This window comes from Chelativorans sp. AA-79 (genome assembly GCF_029457495.1).
In the GTDB taxonomy this organism is placed as follows: Bacteria; Pseudomonadota; Alphaproteobacteria; order Rhizobiales; family Rhizobiaceae; genus Chelativorans.
The window spans coordinates 784,258-799,650 of the sequence record NZ_CP120361.1 but is presented as its reverse complement, the minus strand read 5'-3'; the positions used below and the strand labels follow the sequence as shown (position 1 = coordinate 799,650).

The following is a 15,393-nucleotide window of genomic DNA, read 5'->3' as shown; positions in this document are numbered from 1 at the left end:
GAACGGCAAGGAGAGGGAGCCGGCGCAGCGAGCCGCATCTGCTTATCAGGTGATCGATCCACCTGAGCGAGCGAAGCCGGCCACCGGCAACATCGGGCCCACCGAATGCGAAACAGCTAAATTCGACTATAAACAAACAACGGTTCAGTTAGAGGGATATGTTGAATATGGCCATGAGTCGCTGGCGTCACATGCTGCGATAACGGTGTAAAATACGGTTTCTCGATATCAGGGAGGACTTGTCGACGCGAGCTGCAATACGTCTGTTTACGAGATTGGTGGAGCGAATCAGCTTTTTGATGACGTAGACATTTTCCTGCATCAGCGCGGAGACCGACGAGCCAAGGAGTCGTTTCTCCGGATCGGCGGGTCAAAGATGCGGCTGATGCATCCGTTGAGTAAGCCGAGATGCCCGCAGGCATCTCCGCCTACACCAAGCGATATGGATCTGGGACCAGTTTTCAGGACGCGACAATTATCACTCACCACAGCCCAGAGAGGGGTTACGGCTGCCATGCCGGGGGCCGTAACCCCTTCTTTATGCTTCCGGCAGCGCGCAGGTGCAAGATCGATTTCGTTTGACTTGGGTGGCGCATAAGCAATCCAGGTGCCTGAGCGACCGAATGCAAGTGAACGAGATACCGCCGAAGCAGCAGCCTCGGGGCTGGTTCTTCCAATGCAGAAGCGCTGATCTTCTAAGCCGAGCGGGTGCGGAAGCGACCTTGAGCCTCTCCCCCGCGGGCGGGCAGTGGAAGGTCGCCGGCGGGCGCATGGGGCCCGGTCGTCTGGCCGATGACGAGCTCGGCCTCCCACAATTCGTGCTTTGGCTTGCCGCCGGGTGCCTGGATCTGCTCCAGAAGGAGTTCCGCCACCCGGCGGGCGGCCTGACGGATGGAGGAACGCATGGCGGTGAAATAGGAAATGCCCTGCGGTCGCGTTTCATTGGCCGGCTGCAGGAACGAGAGGCAGTCGTCGAACACGATGATGGAGAGATCGGCCGCCGGACGGAGCCCCATCTCCGCGAGCGCGCGCATGATTCCCATGGCGGGCAGGATGCTGGACACCAGGACGGCGGTGGGCGGACCACTGCCCGAGAACATTTCCTTGGCGGCGTGGTAGCCGTAAGGCTCGACCATGTCGGCGCTGAACATGATGGACGGATCGAGCGCGATGCCGCGGGCCGCAAGTGCGGACTCATAGCCCTGGCGGCGGCGGTCTGCGAAATTCATCGCCTCGATCCCGTTGACGAGGGCGATTCGGCGATGGCCGAGGTCGGTGAGGAACTCCGTGGCTCGCATGAAAGCGCGGCGGTTGTCGACGTCAAGCCACGAATAACTCTCCGGATCCTCTCCGCAGCGGCCGTGCACCACGAAGGGCACGCCGAGGGATTTCAGGAACGGGATGCGCGGATCGACGGTCAACGGCCCGTGCACCACGATCCCGTCCACCCGCCCGCGGCTCACCAGATCGCGGTAGACGTCCGCTTCATCGCCGGGCGCCGCGACCCGCAGCAGAAACTCGTAGCCGTAGCGTGAATAGACTTCCCCGGCTCCGGCGAGAAAATCCGTGAAATGCGGGTTCATCATCATATGCTCGCCGAGCGTCACCACATGGCCGATGGTGCGGGCCTTACCCGTGGCGAGGCTGGCCGCGCTCGCGCTGGGGCGATAGTTCAACCGACGTGCCGCCTCGACCACGCGCGCCCGGGTTGCCTCGTTCACCTCCGGAAAACCGTTGAGCGCGCGCGAAACGGTGGTCTGGGACACGCCCAGCACCTCCGCCAGCCTGCGCAGATTGATCGTCTCGCGTGCCAATGATGAAACCACCTGGGTTCAAAGCGCTTTGGGAAGTATTCGCGTGAAGCCTTGGACAAATCAAGGCCTCACCATGCTGCACCCGCTCAATACGACGTTGAATTACAGAAGTTCTTTCCGCACTGCGGCAAAAGCATTCTCCATGTCGGCCGACTTGACTCGTCAAGGCGGAGGCGGGATGCTACGCACTCTCAAAGCGCTTTGAGCTTTGAGAGACGAGCGGGCGGGCCGCTTGTTAGCCCGCAATGGATGGATTGCCGGGTCTTGGCGAGCAGAGGCCCATGTGGAGGAAGTGATGAAGAAATGGACGATTGCCGGCGCGGCTGCGCTGATATTTGCCTGCAGCACCGCCCTGGCGCAGGATCTCAAATTTGCGCCGGGAGAAGACGACCGTTTCAACTGGCAGAGTTTCGAGGATTTTAAGGCGAAATACGACCTCGAGGGCCAGAGCCTGACGATTTTTGCCGATTGGCTGAGCCCCGAACGAGAGCTTTTCGAGTCCGTGCTCGCCTATTTCGAGGAGGCGACGGGGGCGGACGCGACTTATTCCGGCTCCGATTCCTTCGAGCAGCAGATCATCATCGACATCCAAGCCGGCAGCCCCCCGAATATCACCATCTTCCCGCAGCCGGGCATCGCCGACAATCTCGCCTCCCAAGGCCATCTCATCCCCCTCGGGGAGGAGACGGCGAACTGGGTGAGGGAAAACTATGCCGCCGGCGATTCCTGGGCCGATCTCGGCACCTATGAGGGCCAGGACGGAACCGAGGCCTTCTATGCTCTCCCGTACAAGGCGGATGTGAAGTCGCTGGTCTGGTACGTGCCCGAGAATTTCGAGGACGCCGGTTACGAGGTGCCCGAGACGATGGAGGAGTTGAAGGCTCTCACCGAGCAGATCGTGGCCGACGGCGGCACGCCCTGGTGCATCGGGCTCGGCGCGGGCGCCGCCACGGGCTGGCCGGCGACCGACTGGGTTGAGGATATGATGCTGCGCACCCAGCCACCCGAGGTCTACGACCAGTGGGTCACGAACGAGATCCCCTTCAACGACGAACGCGTCGTGGGCGCGATCGAGGAATTCGGCTGGTTCGCCAAGAACAACGATTTCGTCGCCGGCGGCACCGAAGGGGTTGTCTCCACGGACTTCCGCGACAGCCCGGCGGGCCTCTTCTCTTCCCCGCCGCGCTGCTACATGCACCACCAGGCCTCGTTTATTCCCAGCTTCTTTCCCGAGGGGACGGAAGTGGGCGTCGATGCCGACTTCTTCTACATGCCCGCCTATGCGGAGAAGGATCTCGGCAGGCCGGTCCTGGGCTCGGGCAACATCGTCGCGATCACCTCGGATTCGGAAGCGGCGCGTGCTTTTGTCGAATTCCTGAAGACGCCGATCGCGCATGAGGTCTGGATGGCGCAGTCGGGGTTCCTGACGCCCTTCAAGGGCGCCAACCCGGAGGCCTACGCCAACGAGCCGCTCAGGAACCAGGGCGACATCCTGACCAGCGCCACGACCTTCCGCTTCGATGCCTCCGACCTGATGCCGGGCCGCGTCGGCGCGGGCGCGTTCTGGACCGGCATGGTGGACTTCGTCGGCGGCAAATCGGCCCAGCAGGCGGCGGACGAGATCCAGCAGGATTGGGAAGCGATCAAGTGACGCACTGAACCGACGGGCGAGCCGCCATTGCCGGGCGGCCCGCCCCGGCGCTAAACTCATCACCTGTAGGCCCCAAGGAGGGCAAGGACAGGAACGAAGAAGTAGAACAACAATACAAGAAAAAACCTCCGGCCGGCGCGCGACCCGGCCCGATCGGGAGGGAGAAAAGTGGCACTGTCACAAGCAACACGGGCACCGGCCGCCGCCGAGTCGAAGCTGGTCTCGATCCTGTCCACAGTCATCGTCACGCTTGCCGTCATGGCGGCCGGACTCGCCGTCAGTGTGGTGATCGCGCTCGCCGCGTACACGCTCATCGCGCTCCTCCTGCCGGACTCCAAGCTGCTCTGGGCGCTCGTCGTCATGGTGCTCGGGGTCGCCGCCTGCTTCGGCTATTTCTGGAGCTCGAACAGGCTTCTGGATACGATCTATCCGGGCACGGGCGCAAATGTCGCGGCCAACCTGACCAAGGCGAACGCCATCCGGCCCTGGCTGTTCCTCGGTCCCGCGATCATCATCCTCGGCATCTATCTCGTCTACCCGGTGGTCAATTCGATCGTTCTGAGCTTCCACGGCCCCAACGGTGAGCACTGGGTGGGCGGCTACAACTACAACTGGCTCATCCATGACGCCGCCTTCCGCGAAAGTGTGCGCAACAACATCCTGTGGCTCATCGTGGTGCCCACCGCCGCCACGTTTTTCGGCCTGATCGCGGCAACGCTTACCGACCGCATCGGCTGGGGCAATATCGCCAAGAGCCTGATCTTCATGCCCATGGCGATCTCCTTCGTCGGCGCCAGCGTGATCTGGAAATTCATCTACGACTACCGTCCGGCCGGCTCCGGGCAGATCGGCCTCCTGAACGCCATCGTCACTTCGTTCGGCGGCGAGCCGCAGGCCTGGCTCACCATTCCGCTCTGGAACAACTTCTTCCTCATGGTGGTGCTGATCTGGATCCAGACGGGCTTCGCCATGGTCATCCTCTCGGCGGCCCTTCGCGGCATTCCGGAAGAGACCATCGAGGCGGCGATCATCGACGGCGCCTCGCCTTTCCAGATCTTCTACAAGATCAAGGTTCCTCAGATCTGGAGCACCATCGCCGTGGTGTGGACGACGATCACCATCCTGGTCCTCAAGGTCTTCGACATCGTGATCGCCATGACGAACGGCCAGTGGGGCACCCAGGTGCTCGCCAACTACATGTTCGACTGGATGTTCCGCGGGCTCGACTTCGGCCGCGCCTCCACCATTGCGCTCGTCATCATGATCATGGTCGTACCGATCATGATCTGGAACGTCCGCGAGGCAAGAAAGGGAACGCGATGAGCACGGCAGTCGGCACCCGCCCCGCGCTCACCTGGGCGGTTCACCTCGCGGTCCTCCTGCTCGTGGCGGTCTGGACCATCCCCACGTTCGGCATCCTCGTCTCCTCCTTCCGCGACCGGGACCAACTCGTCGTCAGCGGCTGGTGGACGGCGCTGACTTCCGCCGAGCGCAACATCGTGGCCCGCTCCGCCCCGCCGGAGGAGGCGGTCGAGGAGAACGGGCAATGGGTGCTGCGCGGCAATGTCTTCGCAGAAGGCTCCGGCAGCATAAGCGCCTTCGGCACCTCCATCCAGCGGCCGCGCGAGTTCGAGCCCGGTGCCACCGCGGAGATGCGCGGCGGCGGCACCATGACCGTGGAGGAAAACGGCGACTACGTGATCTCCTATCCGGAACAGCCGGAGGGCGGCCGCGGACAGCGCCTTTTCGTCACGTCGCTCGAGGCGCCGAAATTCACCGCCGAGAACTACGAGCGCGTGCTGTTCTCCGAAGGGATCGGCCAGAGCTTCATCAATACGCTGACGGTGACGATACCCGCAACGGTGATCCCCATCCTGATCGCGGCCTATGCGGCCTATGCGCTCTCCTGGATGCAGTTTCCCGGCCGGGCGCTGCTTCTGGCCACCATCGTCGGCTTGATCGTGGTGCCGCTGCAGATGGCGCTGATTCCGCTCCTGAGGCTCTACAACGACATCGGGGTCGGAAAATCCTTTATCGGCATCTGGCTCGCCCATACGGGCTTCGGCCTGCCGCTCGCGGTGTATCTCCTGCGCAACTACATCGCCGGTCTGCCCCGTGAGATCATCGAGAGCGCGAGAGTGGACGGAGCTTCGGATTTCGAGATCTTCCGCAAGATCGTCCTGCCGCTTTCCTTCCCGGCGCTCGCCTCCTTCGCAATCTTCCAGTTCCTGTGGGTGTGGAACGATCTTCTGATCGCGACCGTGTTCCTGGGCAACAATGAAGAGCAACTCGTGCTGACGGGACGTTTGCGCGAACTGCTCGGTTCGCGCGGCGGCGACTGGGAAATCCTCACCGCCTCGGCCTTCGTCGCCATCGTGGTGCCGATCGTCGTCTTTTTCGCGCTGCAGCGCTACCTCGTCCGCGGGCTGCTTTCGGGCTCCGTGAAGGGAGGGTGACCGCGGCATGGATGGCGACATCACTGTTCATTCGGCAGGAAGAAACATCGTGGGCAACCGGGGAGAGCACTGATGGCCGGCGTTCTGATGAAGAACATCAAGAAGAATTACGGGGCGACCGAGGTCATCCACGGCATCGACCTGGAGATCAAGACGGGCGAGTTCGTCGTCTTTGTGGGGCCGTCGGGCTGCGGCAAGTCCACGCTGCTGCGCATGATCGCGGGACTGGAGACCATCACCGGCGGCGACATGTATATCGGCGAGGAGCGGGTGAACGACATCCCTCCGTCGCAGCGCGGCATCGCCATGGTGTTCCAGTCCTATGCGCTTTATCCGCATATGAGTGTCTACGACAACATGGCTTTCGGCATGAAGATCGCCAAGGCGCCGAAGGCGGAGATCGAGAAGCGCGTGCATGCAGCCGCGGAGATCCTGCAGCTGACCCCCTACCTCGACCGCCTGCCCAAGGCGCTGTCCGGCGGCCAGCGCCAGCGCGTCGCGATCGGCCGCGCCATCGTGCGCGACCCGAAGGTGTTCCTGTTCGACGAGCCGCTTTCCAATCTCGACGCCGCCCTGCGCGTCGCAACGCGGATCGAGATCGCCAAGCTCAAGGAGTCGATGCCGGACTCCACCATGATCTATGTGACGCATGATCAGGTGGAGGCCATGACGCTGGCCGACCGCATCGTCGTGCTTTCGGCCGGCGATATCGAGCAGGTCGGGGCGCCGATCGAGCTTTACGAAAGACCGGCGAATCTCTTCGTCGCCCAGTTCATCGGCTCGCCCGCCATGAACGTGCAGCGCGCCCGGATCGAGAAGGCCGGCGAGCAGACGACCATCTCGCTCGGGCAGCGCAAGGCCGACCTGCCCATCCCCTCGCCCGCCGGAATGACGGGTCAGGAAATCCATCTCGGCGTGCGGCCCGAGGACCTGACGATCGCCTCCAACGGCAGCGGCTTGATCGACGGCCGCGTGGACATCGTGGAATCCCTGGGCGAGGTCACGAACGTCTATCTCGATGTCGAGAACGCGCCGCAGCCGATGGTCGTAAAGCTGCCGGGAGTGCAGAAATTCGCCCGGGGAGAGATCGTCTCGCTGGAAGCGCAGCCCGGCAAGATGCATCTCTTCAACGAGAAGGGCCGCTCTCTGCTTTATCTGTGAGGGGCAGGTGCGGATCGGTTTCTCATTCGATCGTCTTACCGCACGGACGTTCAGGCATGGATGCTTCCGCCGGCGATCAAGAATTTAGGCCTATATGTGCCGCGTAAGCGGATATCATCGCACCAAATGCGGCAAAGGGTGACCACGCGCGCCTCTTGTGCTATGAGCGCCCGCAAGAGTAGCGGGCGGCCTGGGTGCCGCCCTATATGTTAGAGCATCATGACCCTGACGATCGATACATCGACCCCTGAAAGCCGTGCGTTCCTGCGCACCGACATGCGGGCGGAAAAGAAGGCGCTCATCGGCCTGTCGCGCGAGGAGATGGCCGGCGCGCTCGCCTCCATCGGCGTGCCCGAGCGGCAGGTGCGCATGCGCGTGCGCCAATTGTGGCACTGGCTTTACGTGCGCGGCGTCTCCGATTTCTCCCGCATGTTCAACATTTCCAAGGAACTGCGGGCCGCCCTCGACGAGCACTTCACCATCGCGCGGCCGGAGATCGTGGAAGAGCAGATCTCGCAGGACGGCACGCGCAAATGGCTTCTGCGCTTTCCGCCGCGTGGCGCCGGCCGTCCCGTCGAGGTCGAGACGGTCTACATCCCCGAGGAGGACCGCGGGACGCTCTGCATCTCCTCGCAGGTCGGCTGCACTCTCACCTGTTCCTTCTGCCATACCGGCACGCAGAAGATGGTGCGCAACCTGACGGCCGGCGAAATCCTCGACCAGCTTCTGGTCGCCCGTGATCGCCTCGGCGACTTCCCGGATGCCGACACGCCCGATGGCGCGATCGTTCCGGCCGAAGGCCGCAAGGTCACCAACATCGTCATGATGGGCATGGGCGAGCCGCTCTACAATTTCGAGAATGTCAAGCAGGCGCTTCTCGTCGCCTCGGATGGGGAAGGCCTGTCGCTGTCCAGGCGCCGCATCACGCTTTCCACCTCTGGTGTCGTCCCTGAAATCTACCGTACCGGCGAAGAGATCGGCGTCATGCTGGCGATCTCGCTGCATGCGGTGCGCGACGAGCTTCGCAACGAGCTTGTGCCCATCAACAGGAAATACCCGCTGAAGGATTTGCTCGACGCCTGCCGCGCCTATCCCGGCCTGTCGAACGCCCGCCGCATCACCTTCGAATATGTGATGCTGAAGGGCGTCAACGATTCCCTCGAGGACGCCCGCGAGCTGGTGCGGCTCTTGCGGGGCATTCCGGCCAAGATCAACCTGATCCCGTTCAATCCGTGGCCGGGCAGCGCCTATGAATGCTCGGACTGGGAGCAGATCGAGAAATTCGCCGAGCTGGTGAACCGCGCCGGCTATGCCTCGCCGATCCGCACCCCGCGCGGCCGCGACATCCTCGCCGCCTGCGGGCAGCTCAAATCGGCGTCGGAGCGCATGAAGAAGACGGAGCGCCTGAAGCTCGAGGCGATGATGATCGCCGGCCACGGCGAGGCCTGAGCCACACGCCCTTACCGCGCCTGGGCTGTCAGGATCTTCAGCGCGAAGGCGGAGAATACGCCGGCAAACAGGTAGTCCACCACGCGTGTCACTGTCGGGCTCTTCCGCAGAAGCCCGGCGAACTTGTCCGCCGCGATCACCATGGGCGCGACGATGGGCAGCGACAGCGGAATGAAGAGCACGCCGAGGAAGAACAGTTTTCCCGGCGCATGCGGATCGCTCGGCGAGACGAACTGCGGCAGGAAGGTCATGAAGAAGAGGATGATCTTCGGGTTGAGCAGATTGATGCCAAGCCCGGTGGCCCAGTTCTTGAAGAGCGAAGCCTGCTTGCCCGTGCGTGCCTCCGGATTGAAAGCGGAGCCGTGGCGGAGCGCCTGCCAGGCGAGCCAGACCAGATAGCCCGCGCCGAAGATCTTCAGGATCCAGAAGGCCGTGGGCGATGCCACGAGCAGCGCCGACAAGCCCAGCGCAACAAGCGCCGTGTGGATCACAATGCCCGTCATGGCGCCGAACATGCAGGCAAACCCCGCCGCCCGCCCCTGCGACAGCGCGCGCCCGACGAACAGCGTCATGTCTGGCCCGGGCGTGATCGCCAGCACGAAAACCGCCACCGCGAACTGCAGGATGATGATGGTATCGGGAACGAAATCCATCGCGACTTCCCTCACATGCTGTGTGACGGCAAACTAGCCCGACCTTCCTCGATAGACCAGAGCCGACATTCCCGTCCGGAAAGCTCCTGCCGGGTCACCTTACCCTGCCCGAAATCCAGGCCTGTTGCACGCGCAAGTCGTCGGTGAGGTGGATGCAATCAGCCCGGCAGCCGAGCTTCAGGAAGCCTCGCTCCTTCTCGATCCCGAGATAGGTCGCCGGATAGGCGGAGGCCATCCTGAGCGACTCCTCGACTGGGAGTTCCAGCACCTGCACGCCGAAGCGCACGCCCGACGCCATGTCGAGATCGGAACCCGCCAGCGTCCCGTCCTCCAGCACGAGCTTGGAACAGACCTCGCCAGGCTCGCGCCGGACCGTGCGCCCATTGAGTTCAAAACTTTCCGCGTTGCTGCCCACCAGCGCCATGGCGTCCGTGACGTGGAAGAGCCTGCCCGGCCCGCGCTTGGCACGCAGGGCGATACGCAACGCGGCAGGGTCGACGTGATGCCCGTCGGCGATGATGCCGCCCCAGACATCGCCCGCATCGAGGGCGGCCCCCACCAATCCCGGTGCGCGATGCGTCAACCCGCTCATCGCGTTGTAGAGATGCGTGATTCCGCGCGCACCCGCATTGAAGAGACGCCGCGCGTCCTCGCTCGTGCAATCGGTGTGGCCGAGGCTGACGACCACGCCGGCATTCGCCAGGCGCTCAACCTGCTGTGGCGTCACCTGCTCCGCGGCAACGGTGATGTGCAGCACGGGCATGCCGCCCGCCGCCCGGCAAAGAAGATCGAGATCGACGTCGTCCACCGGCCGCATGAGCTCGGCCAGATGCGCCCCGCGCCGCGCGGGCGCCAGATGCGGCCCTTCGAGATGGATGCCGAGCACGCCCTCGTCCGCCTTGGCTGCCTCGACCGCGGCCTCGACCGCCTTGCGCGTGACCTCGCGCGTGTCGGTGACCAGCGTGGGCAGCAGCGCCGTCGTGCCGAATGTCCGATGCGCCCGCGCGACGACGAAGAAGGTCTCCGGCGTGGGATCATTGTTGAGCAGGCGCCCGCCGCCGCCGTTCACCTGCACGTCGACGAAGCCCGGGGCCAGGATCCCGCCCTCCAGCCGCGTCACCTTGCCGGAAACCTCCGCCTCCGGCACGATGGCCTTTACCCGCCCGCCTTCCACGACGAGGGCGTGCCGGTCAAAGAAGCGTTCGCCATCGAACAGGCGCGCGCCGGCGAGGACGGTGTTTTCCATCAGATCGTCTCCGTGACCTTCTTGAGCTTGTCGGGCGTGTCCGGATCGAACCCGCGCTCCCGCGCCAGCCGCTCGACCAGGCGGTAGTAGGCGGCCAGCGCCGCCAGCGGGTCGAGCTGACCATAACCCGTCGAGGGCACGGCAATCGTGTCCTGCCCGAGCTCACGGGAGGAGAAGGCGACGATGCGTGCGCCCATCCCACGCAAACGCTCCATCACCGCAACGCTCGAGGGGAGCGCCTCGTCATCCGGCGCGAAGGCGAGGATGGGAAAACCTTCCTCCACGAGCTGCATCGGCCCGTGCATCAGTTCAGCCAGCGAGAAAGCCTCCGCGTGGAGCTTCGCCGTTTCCTTCGCCTTGAGCGCGGCTTCCAGAGCAATCGCAAATCCCGGCCCGCGCCCGCTGGTGAACAGCGACTGCGCCTTGAGGAGGAACGGCAGCGCCGGCTCGTAATCCGCGTCGCTGGCGGTCCGCAGCGCCTCGGGCAGGCGCGCAAGCCCCGCCGCGAGCGCCTCGCTGCCCGATGCAGCCCGGGTCACCGCAGCCAGCGCGGCGGCCGAGGCGATGAAGCTCTTCGTCGCCGCCACGCTCTTCTCCTCGCCCGCATGGATGGGCAGCACGATGTCGGCCGTATCCGCGAGCGGGCTCTCGGCCACGTTGACGATCGCCACCGTCAGCGCACCGCCGCGCTTGGCCTCGTCCTGCACGGCAATGATGTCCGGGCTTGCGCCCGACTGCGAGACAGTGATGTGCAGCCCGCCCGGCACCCGGAGCGAGGCGCGATAAACCGACGCGACGGATGGCCCGATGGACGCCACCGGGATCCCGCAGGAGATCTCGAACAGATATTTGAAGAAGCTGACCGCATGGTCGGACGAACCGCGCGCTGCAACGGTGACGACCGGCGGGCGCCGCTCCGCGATAAGCCGGCCGATTTCCGAAAATGTCTTCTCCTCCCGCTGCAGGAGCCTGCTGACGGCTTCCGCCGCTTCGTCCGTTTCCTGAAACATCAGCGATCGTCCACTCACCGCTTCATCTCCACTTCATCATGCCCCGGGCATAGGAACCAATATGATACCAATGCACAATACAAGTGCCCCGGTCAAATCGATGCCCCACCAGCAGCATCGCTGACGTGTTGTACATGGCCCCGGTGACATTGCCATGAGAAGACCACGCCGGCCCGCAATGCAGCCTGAAGTTTTGCCTGTGGCGGCTTTCTCCATCTGGACGAACCCTCGCCTCATCCCTTAAAGAAATGCGTTCAAAGCCGCGGAATTCTTCCGCATGACCGGGCCGGAGGGGGTTGTCCGGCAAAGACTGAACACAAGACACAAGATTAGGGAGCGATACATGCGAAAGATCCTTCTGCTTGCCGCGGCGAGCCTCGCCCTGGCGACGGCAGCCTCTGCCCAGACCGTGAAAGTGTCGGTGACGGCCATCGTCGAGCATCCGGCGCTGGATGCCGTGCGTGACGGCGTGCGCGACGGATTGGGCGAGGCCGGTTACAAGGAAGGTGAAAACCTCGAATTCACCTACGAGTCGGCCCAGGGCAATACTGCGACGGCCGCCCAGATCGCCCGAGAATTCGTTGGCGACAATCCGGATGTGATCGTCCCGATCTCCACGCCCTCCGCCCAGGCGGTGGCAGCGGCCACGCGCGACATTCCGGTGGTCTTCACTGCGGTCACCGACCCGGTCTCCGCCGGCCTGGCCAAGTCCAACGAGGAGCCGGGCGGCAATGTGACCGGCGTTTCGGACCTGTCGCCGATCTCCGATCACGTGGCGCTCATCAAGGAGCTCGTTCCGGACGCCGAGAGCATCGGCTTCGTCTACAACCCTGGCGAGGCGAATTCCGTGGTGCTTCTCGACCTCTTCAAGAAAGCCGCCGAGGAGCAGGGCCTCTCCGTGGTCGAGGCGCCGGCCAACAAGTCGGCCGACGTGCAGGCGGCTGCCCGCAGTGCCGTCGGCAAGGTGCAGGCCCTCTACGTGCCCACCGACAACACGATCGTTTCAGCGCTCGAATCCCTGATCGGCGTCGCGGAGGAGAACGATATCCCGCTCGTCTCCGGCGATACGGATTCGGTCGAGCGCGGCACACTCGCTTCGGTCGGCTTCAACTACTACCAGGTGGGCAAGGAGACCGCCGAGGTGGTCGTCCGCGTGCTCAAGGGCGAGAATCCCGGCACGATCCCGGTCACCTTCGCATCCGGGACGGATCTCGTCGTCAACCGCAAGGCGGCCGAAGCCATGGGCGTTGACCTGCCCCAGGCGGTGCTCGACCGCGCTTCCAAGGTGATCGAATAGCGATCATGCGGCCCCTCGCCTGAGGCAGGGGGCCGCTTTTCACCCGGTTTTCCGGCCGCAGTTCATTTTTTTGCTTGCACTCGCGGGTGCTTCGCGCCACCGGGGTGTGCAATTTTTACGATTGCGGGGTTCTTCCTTCTGATGTCTGCCATTGCGTTCTGGGGCGCCGTCGAACTCGGCCTCGTCTACGGCTTCGTCGCCCTTGGCGTCTTCCTCGCCTTCCGCATCCTCGACTTCCCGGACCTGACGGTGGACGGATCCTTCCCGTTGGGTGCCGCGGTCGCCGCCGTGGCGCTCACGGCCGGCTGGAACCCCTGGCTCGCCTGTTTCATCGCCGCGCTCGGCGGTGCCGCCTGCGGCCTGGTGACGGCGTTTCTGAACGTGCGCTTCGGCATCCTCAACCTGCTCGCCTCCATCCTCACCATGATCGCGCTCTTCTCCGTCAACCTGAGGATCATGGGGCGCCCCAATATGGCGGTGCTCAACCGGGACACGGTCATCACCCCGTTCTACGACCTCGGCCTGCCGGATCACCTCGTCCGCCCGCTCGTGCTCGCGGTCCTGATCATCATCGCCGTACTGCTTCTGGCGCGCTTCCTCGGCAGCGATTTCGGGCTGGCCATGCGGGCGGCCGGCGCCAATCCGCGCATGGCGCGCGCCAACGGCGTGGATGTCGGCCGTCAGATCTATGTCGGGATGGGGCTTTCCAATGCGCTCACCGGCCTCGCCGGCGCGCTTTTCGCGCAAGTCTCGGGCTTCGCCGATGTCACCTCCGGCGTCGGCACGATCGTGGTGGGTCTCGCCTCCGTTATCGTGGGCGAGACACTCTTCCGCAGCCGCGCGATGCTGATCGCGCTCGCAGCCTGCGTGATCGGCTCCGTCATCTATCGCATCGCCGTACAGCTGGCGCTTTCCGCCGATCTCCTTTACCTCAAACCGTCGGATCTCAACCTCGTCACGGCGGTTCTCGTGGCGCTTGCGCTCATCCTGCCCAGGCTGCGCGCCGGCAGGAGGGTCGCACGATGATCTCCGTCAAGGGCCTGCACGTCACCTTCAACCCCGGCACGCCGCTGGAGCGGCGGGCGATCGCCGGCATCGATCTGGTGCTGAACGAGGGCGAGTTCGCCACCGTCATCGGTTCGAACGGTGCCGGCAAGTCGACCCTGCTCGCCGCCATCGCCGGCGACGTTATCCCGCGCAACGGCACGATAGAGATCGGCGGCCGGAATGTGACGAGGGAGCAGCCCGCCAAGCGGGCGGCGCGTGTCGCCCGCGTGTTCCAGGATCCGCTCGCCGGCTCCTGCGCCGAACTTTCGATCGAGGAAAACCTGGCCCTCGCCTCTATGCGGGGAGCAAGGAGGGGTTTCCGGTTAGCTCTTCAAGCCGGCCGGCGCCGCGCGCTGCGTGACCGGGTGGCCGAACTCGGCCTCAATCTCGAAAACCGGATGGGCGACCGGATGGGCCTGCTTTCCGGCGGTCAACGGCAGGCGCTCTCGCTCGTCATGGCCACGCTGGCGGAAGCGGAGGTGCTGCTGCTCGACGAGCATACGGCAGCCCTCGATCCAGGCATGGCGGAATTCGTTGCCGAACTCACGCAGCGCCTCGTCAGCGCCCATCGCCTGACCACCCTCATGGTGACCCATTCCATGCGCCAGGCACTCGACCTCGGCACGCGCACGATCATGCTGCACGAGGGACTCATCGTCCTCGACATCACCGGCGACCGCCGCAGGGACATGACGGTGGACGACCTCGTCGAGATGTTCCGCCGCGTGCGCGGCGGTGCGGAGCTCGACGACGATTCGCTCCGTATCGGCTGAACCGGTCTCCGGCCGGCTGGCTCCTACCGCTTCATGCCGGTCGTGGCGATGCCTTCGATCAGAAGCCGCTGGAAGAACAGAAAGAAGAAGAAGACCGGCAGCAGCGACAGGATCGACATCGCGAACAGGCCCGACCAGTCGGACTGGCTGGAGGAGTCGACGAAGGAGCGCAGCCCGAGCTGCACGGTATATTCGCGGATGTCCGTGAGATAGATCAGCGGTCCGAAGAAGTCGTCCCAGGTCCAGATGAAGGTGAAGATCGCGGCCGTGGCGAGCACCGGCAGGGACAGCGGCAGCATCACCTTCCAGTAGATGCGCCAGGCGCTGCATCCGTCCATGAGTGCGGCCTCGTGGAGCTCACGCGGAATCCCGCGAAAGAACTGCACCATGAGGAAGATGAAGAACGCGTCGACCGCCAGGAATTTCGGCACGATCAGCGGCAGGTTCGTGCCCACCCAATCGAGGTTGAGGAAGAGCACGTATTGGGGGATCAGCGTCACATGATAGGGCAGCATCAGCGTGCCCAGCATGATCGCGAACCAGAAATTGCGCCCGCGGAATTCGAGCCGGGCAAAGGCGAAGGCGGCGAGCGAGCAAGCCATCAGATTGCCGATGACCGACAGGACGGAAATGACGAAGGAATTCCAGAAGAACGTGCCGAAATCGACCGAGAGCCCGTTCCACCCGCGCACATAGGCCTCCAGCGAGACCGCTGACGGGATCAGCGATGTCGAGCTGAATATCTCCTCCTCTGGGCGGAAGGACGCTGAAAGCATCCAGAGCAGCGGATAAAGCATCAGGATCGAAGCGCCGATCAGGAGCACGTGCAGCGCCGT

General features: G+C 64.2%; 13 protein-coding genes. 8 read left to right on the top strand and 5 right to left on the bottom strand.

The features are described from left to right. Nucleotides 1-695: 695 nt before the first annotated feature. On the bottom strand, nucleotides 696-1,814 hold the full coding sequence (locus PVE73_RS04060) for a substrate-binding domain-containing protein (protein WP_277365715.1): 1,119 nt from the start codon (nucleotides 1,812-1,814) through the stop codon (nucleotides 696-698). Between the two features lie 295 nt (nucleotides 1,815-2,109). On the opposite strand from PVE73_RS04060, the gene PVE73_RS04055 reads away from it, so the two are divergent. From PVE73_RS04055 to rlmN, 5 genes are all read left to right on the top strand, one after another. After that, nucleotides 2,110-3,465 carry an ABC transporter substrate-binding protein gene (locus tag PVE73_RS04055; protein ID WP_277365714.1) on the top strand — a complete coding sequence of 452 codons (1,356 nt, stop codon included), beginning with the start codon at nucleotides 2,110-2,112 and terminating at the stop codon, nucleotides 3,463-3,465. A gap of 360 nt (nucleotides 3,466-3,825) precedes the next feature. Beyond that, complete coding sequence (locus tag PVE73_RS04050) at nucleotides 3,826-4,788, top strand: sugar ABC transporter permease (RefSeq protein ID WP_277367338.1); 963 nt, start codon at nucleotides 3,826-3,828, stop codon at nucleotides 4,786-4,788. Then, on the top strand, nucleotides 4,785-5,921 hold the full coding sequence (locus tag PVE73_RS04045) for a carbohydrate ABC transporter permease (protein WP_277365713.1): 1,137 nt from the start codon (nucleotides 4,785-4,787) through the stop codon (nucleotides 5,919-5,921). The genes PVE73_RS04050 and PVE73_RS04045 overlap by 4 nt, the downstream gene beginning before the upstream one ends. A 72-nt stretch (nucleotides 5,922-5,993) precedes the next feature. Beyond that, nucleotides 5,994-7,082 carry a sn-glycerol-3-phosphate ABC transporter ATP-binding protein UgpC gene (ugpC, locus tag PVE73_RS04040; protein ID WP_277365712.1) on the top strand — a complete coding sequence of 363 codons (1,089 nt, stop codon included), beginning with the start codon at nucleotides 5,994-5,996 and terminating at the stop codon, nucleotides 7,080-7,082. Nucleotides 7,083-7,301: 219 nt separating this feature from the next. Continuing rightward, the gene (rlmN, locus tag PVE73_RS04035; RefSeq protein ID WP_277365711.1) at nucleotides 7,302-8,531 is read left to right on the top strand and encodes a 23S rRNA (adenine(2503)-C(2))-methyltransferase RlmN; all 1,230 of its coding nucleotides are present in this window, start codon (nucleotides 7,302-7,304) and stop codon (nucleotides 8,529-8,531) included. Nucleotides 8,532-8,542: 11 nt separating this feature from the next. Here the strand turns inward: rlmN and PVE73_RS04030 are convergent, their stop codons facing one another. The 3 genes from PVE73_RS04030 to PVE73_RS04020 all read right to left on the bottom strand — a co-directional run bounded on the left by PVE73_RS04030 (nucleotide 8,543) and on the right by PVE73_RS04020 (nucleotide 11,440). Continuing rightward, complete coding sequence (locus PVE73_RS04030) at nucleotides 8,543-9,184, bottom strand: LysE family translocator (protein ID WP_277365710.1); 642 nt, start codon at nucleotides 9,182-9,184, stop codon at nucleotides 8,543-8,545. A 94-nt stretch (nucleotides 9,185-9,278) separates the two neighbouring features. Then, nucleotides 9,279-10,433: an N-acetylglucosamine-6-phosphate deacetylase gene (gene nagA / locus PVE73_RS04025; RefSeq protein WP_277367337.1), complete on the bottom strand. Its 1,155-nt coding sequence runs from the start codon at nucleotides 10,431-10,433 to the stop codon at nucleotides 9,279-9,281. After that, the gene (locus PVE73_RS04020; protein WP_277367336.1) at nucleotides 10,430-11,440 is read right to left on the bottom strand and encodes an SIS domain-containing protein; all 1,011 of its coding nucleotides are present in this window, start codon (nucleotides 11,438-11,440) and stop codon (nucleotides 10,430-10,432) included. The genes nagA and PVE73_RS04020 overlap by 4 nt, the downstream gene beginning before the upstream one ends. Nucleotides 11,441-11,783: 343 nt before the next feature. On the opposite strand from PVE73_RS04020, the gene PVE73_RS04015 reads away from it, so the two are divergent. The 3 genes from PVE73_RS04015 (at nucleotide 11,784) to PVE73_RS04005 (ending at nucleotide 14,557) form a co-directional block, all read left to right on the top strand. Then, entirely contained in the window at nucleotides 11,784-12,737 is a 954-nt protein-coding gene (locus tag PVE73_RS04015) for an ABC transporter substrate-binding protein (RefSeq protein WP_277365709.1), read from the top strand. 141 nt (nucleotides 12,738-12,878) lie between these two features. Beyond that, entirely contained in the window at nucleotides 12,879-13,763 is an 885-nt protein-coding gene (locus tag PVE73_RS04010) for an ABC transporter permease (RefSeq protein WP_277365708.1), read from the top strand. Then, entirely contained in the window at nucleotides 13,760-14,557 is a 798-nt protein-coding gene (locus PVE73_RS04005) for an ABC transporter ATP-binding protein (RefSeq protein WP_277365707.1), read from the top strand. Before PVE73_RS04010 ends, PVE73_RS04005 begins: the two co-directional genes overlap by 4 nt. 23 nt (nucleotides 14,558-14,580) lie before the next feature. Here PVE73_RS04005 and PVE73_RS04000 read toward each other — a convergent pair whose 3' ends face one another. Further along, complete coding sequence (locus tag PVE73_RS04000) at nucleotides 14,581-15,354, bottom strand: carbohydrate ABC transporter permease (RefSeq protein ID WP_277367335.1); 774 nt, start codon at nucleotides 15,352-15,354, stop codon at nucleotides 14,581-14,583. Between the last annotated feature and the right edge of the window lie 39 nt (nucleotides 15,355-15,393).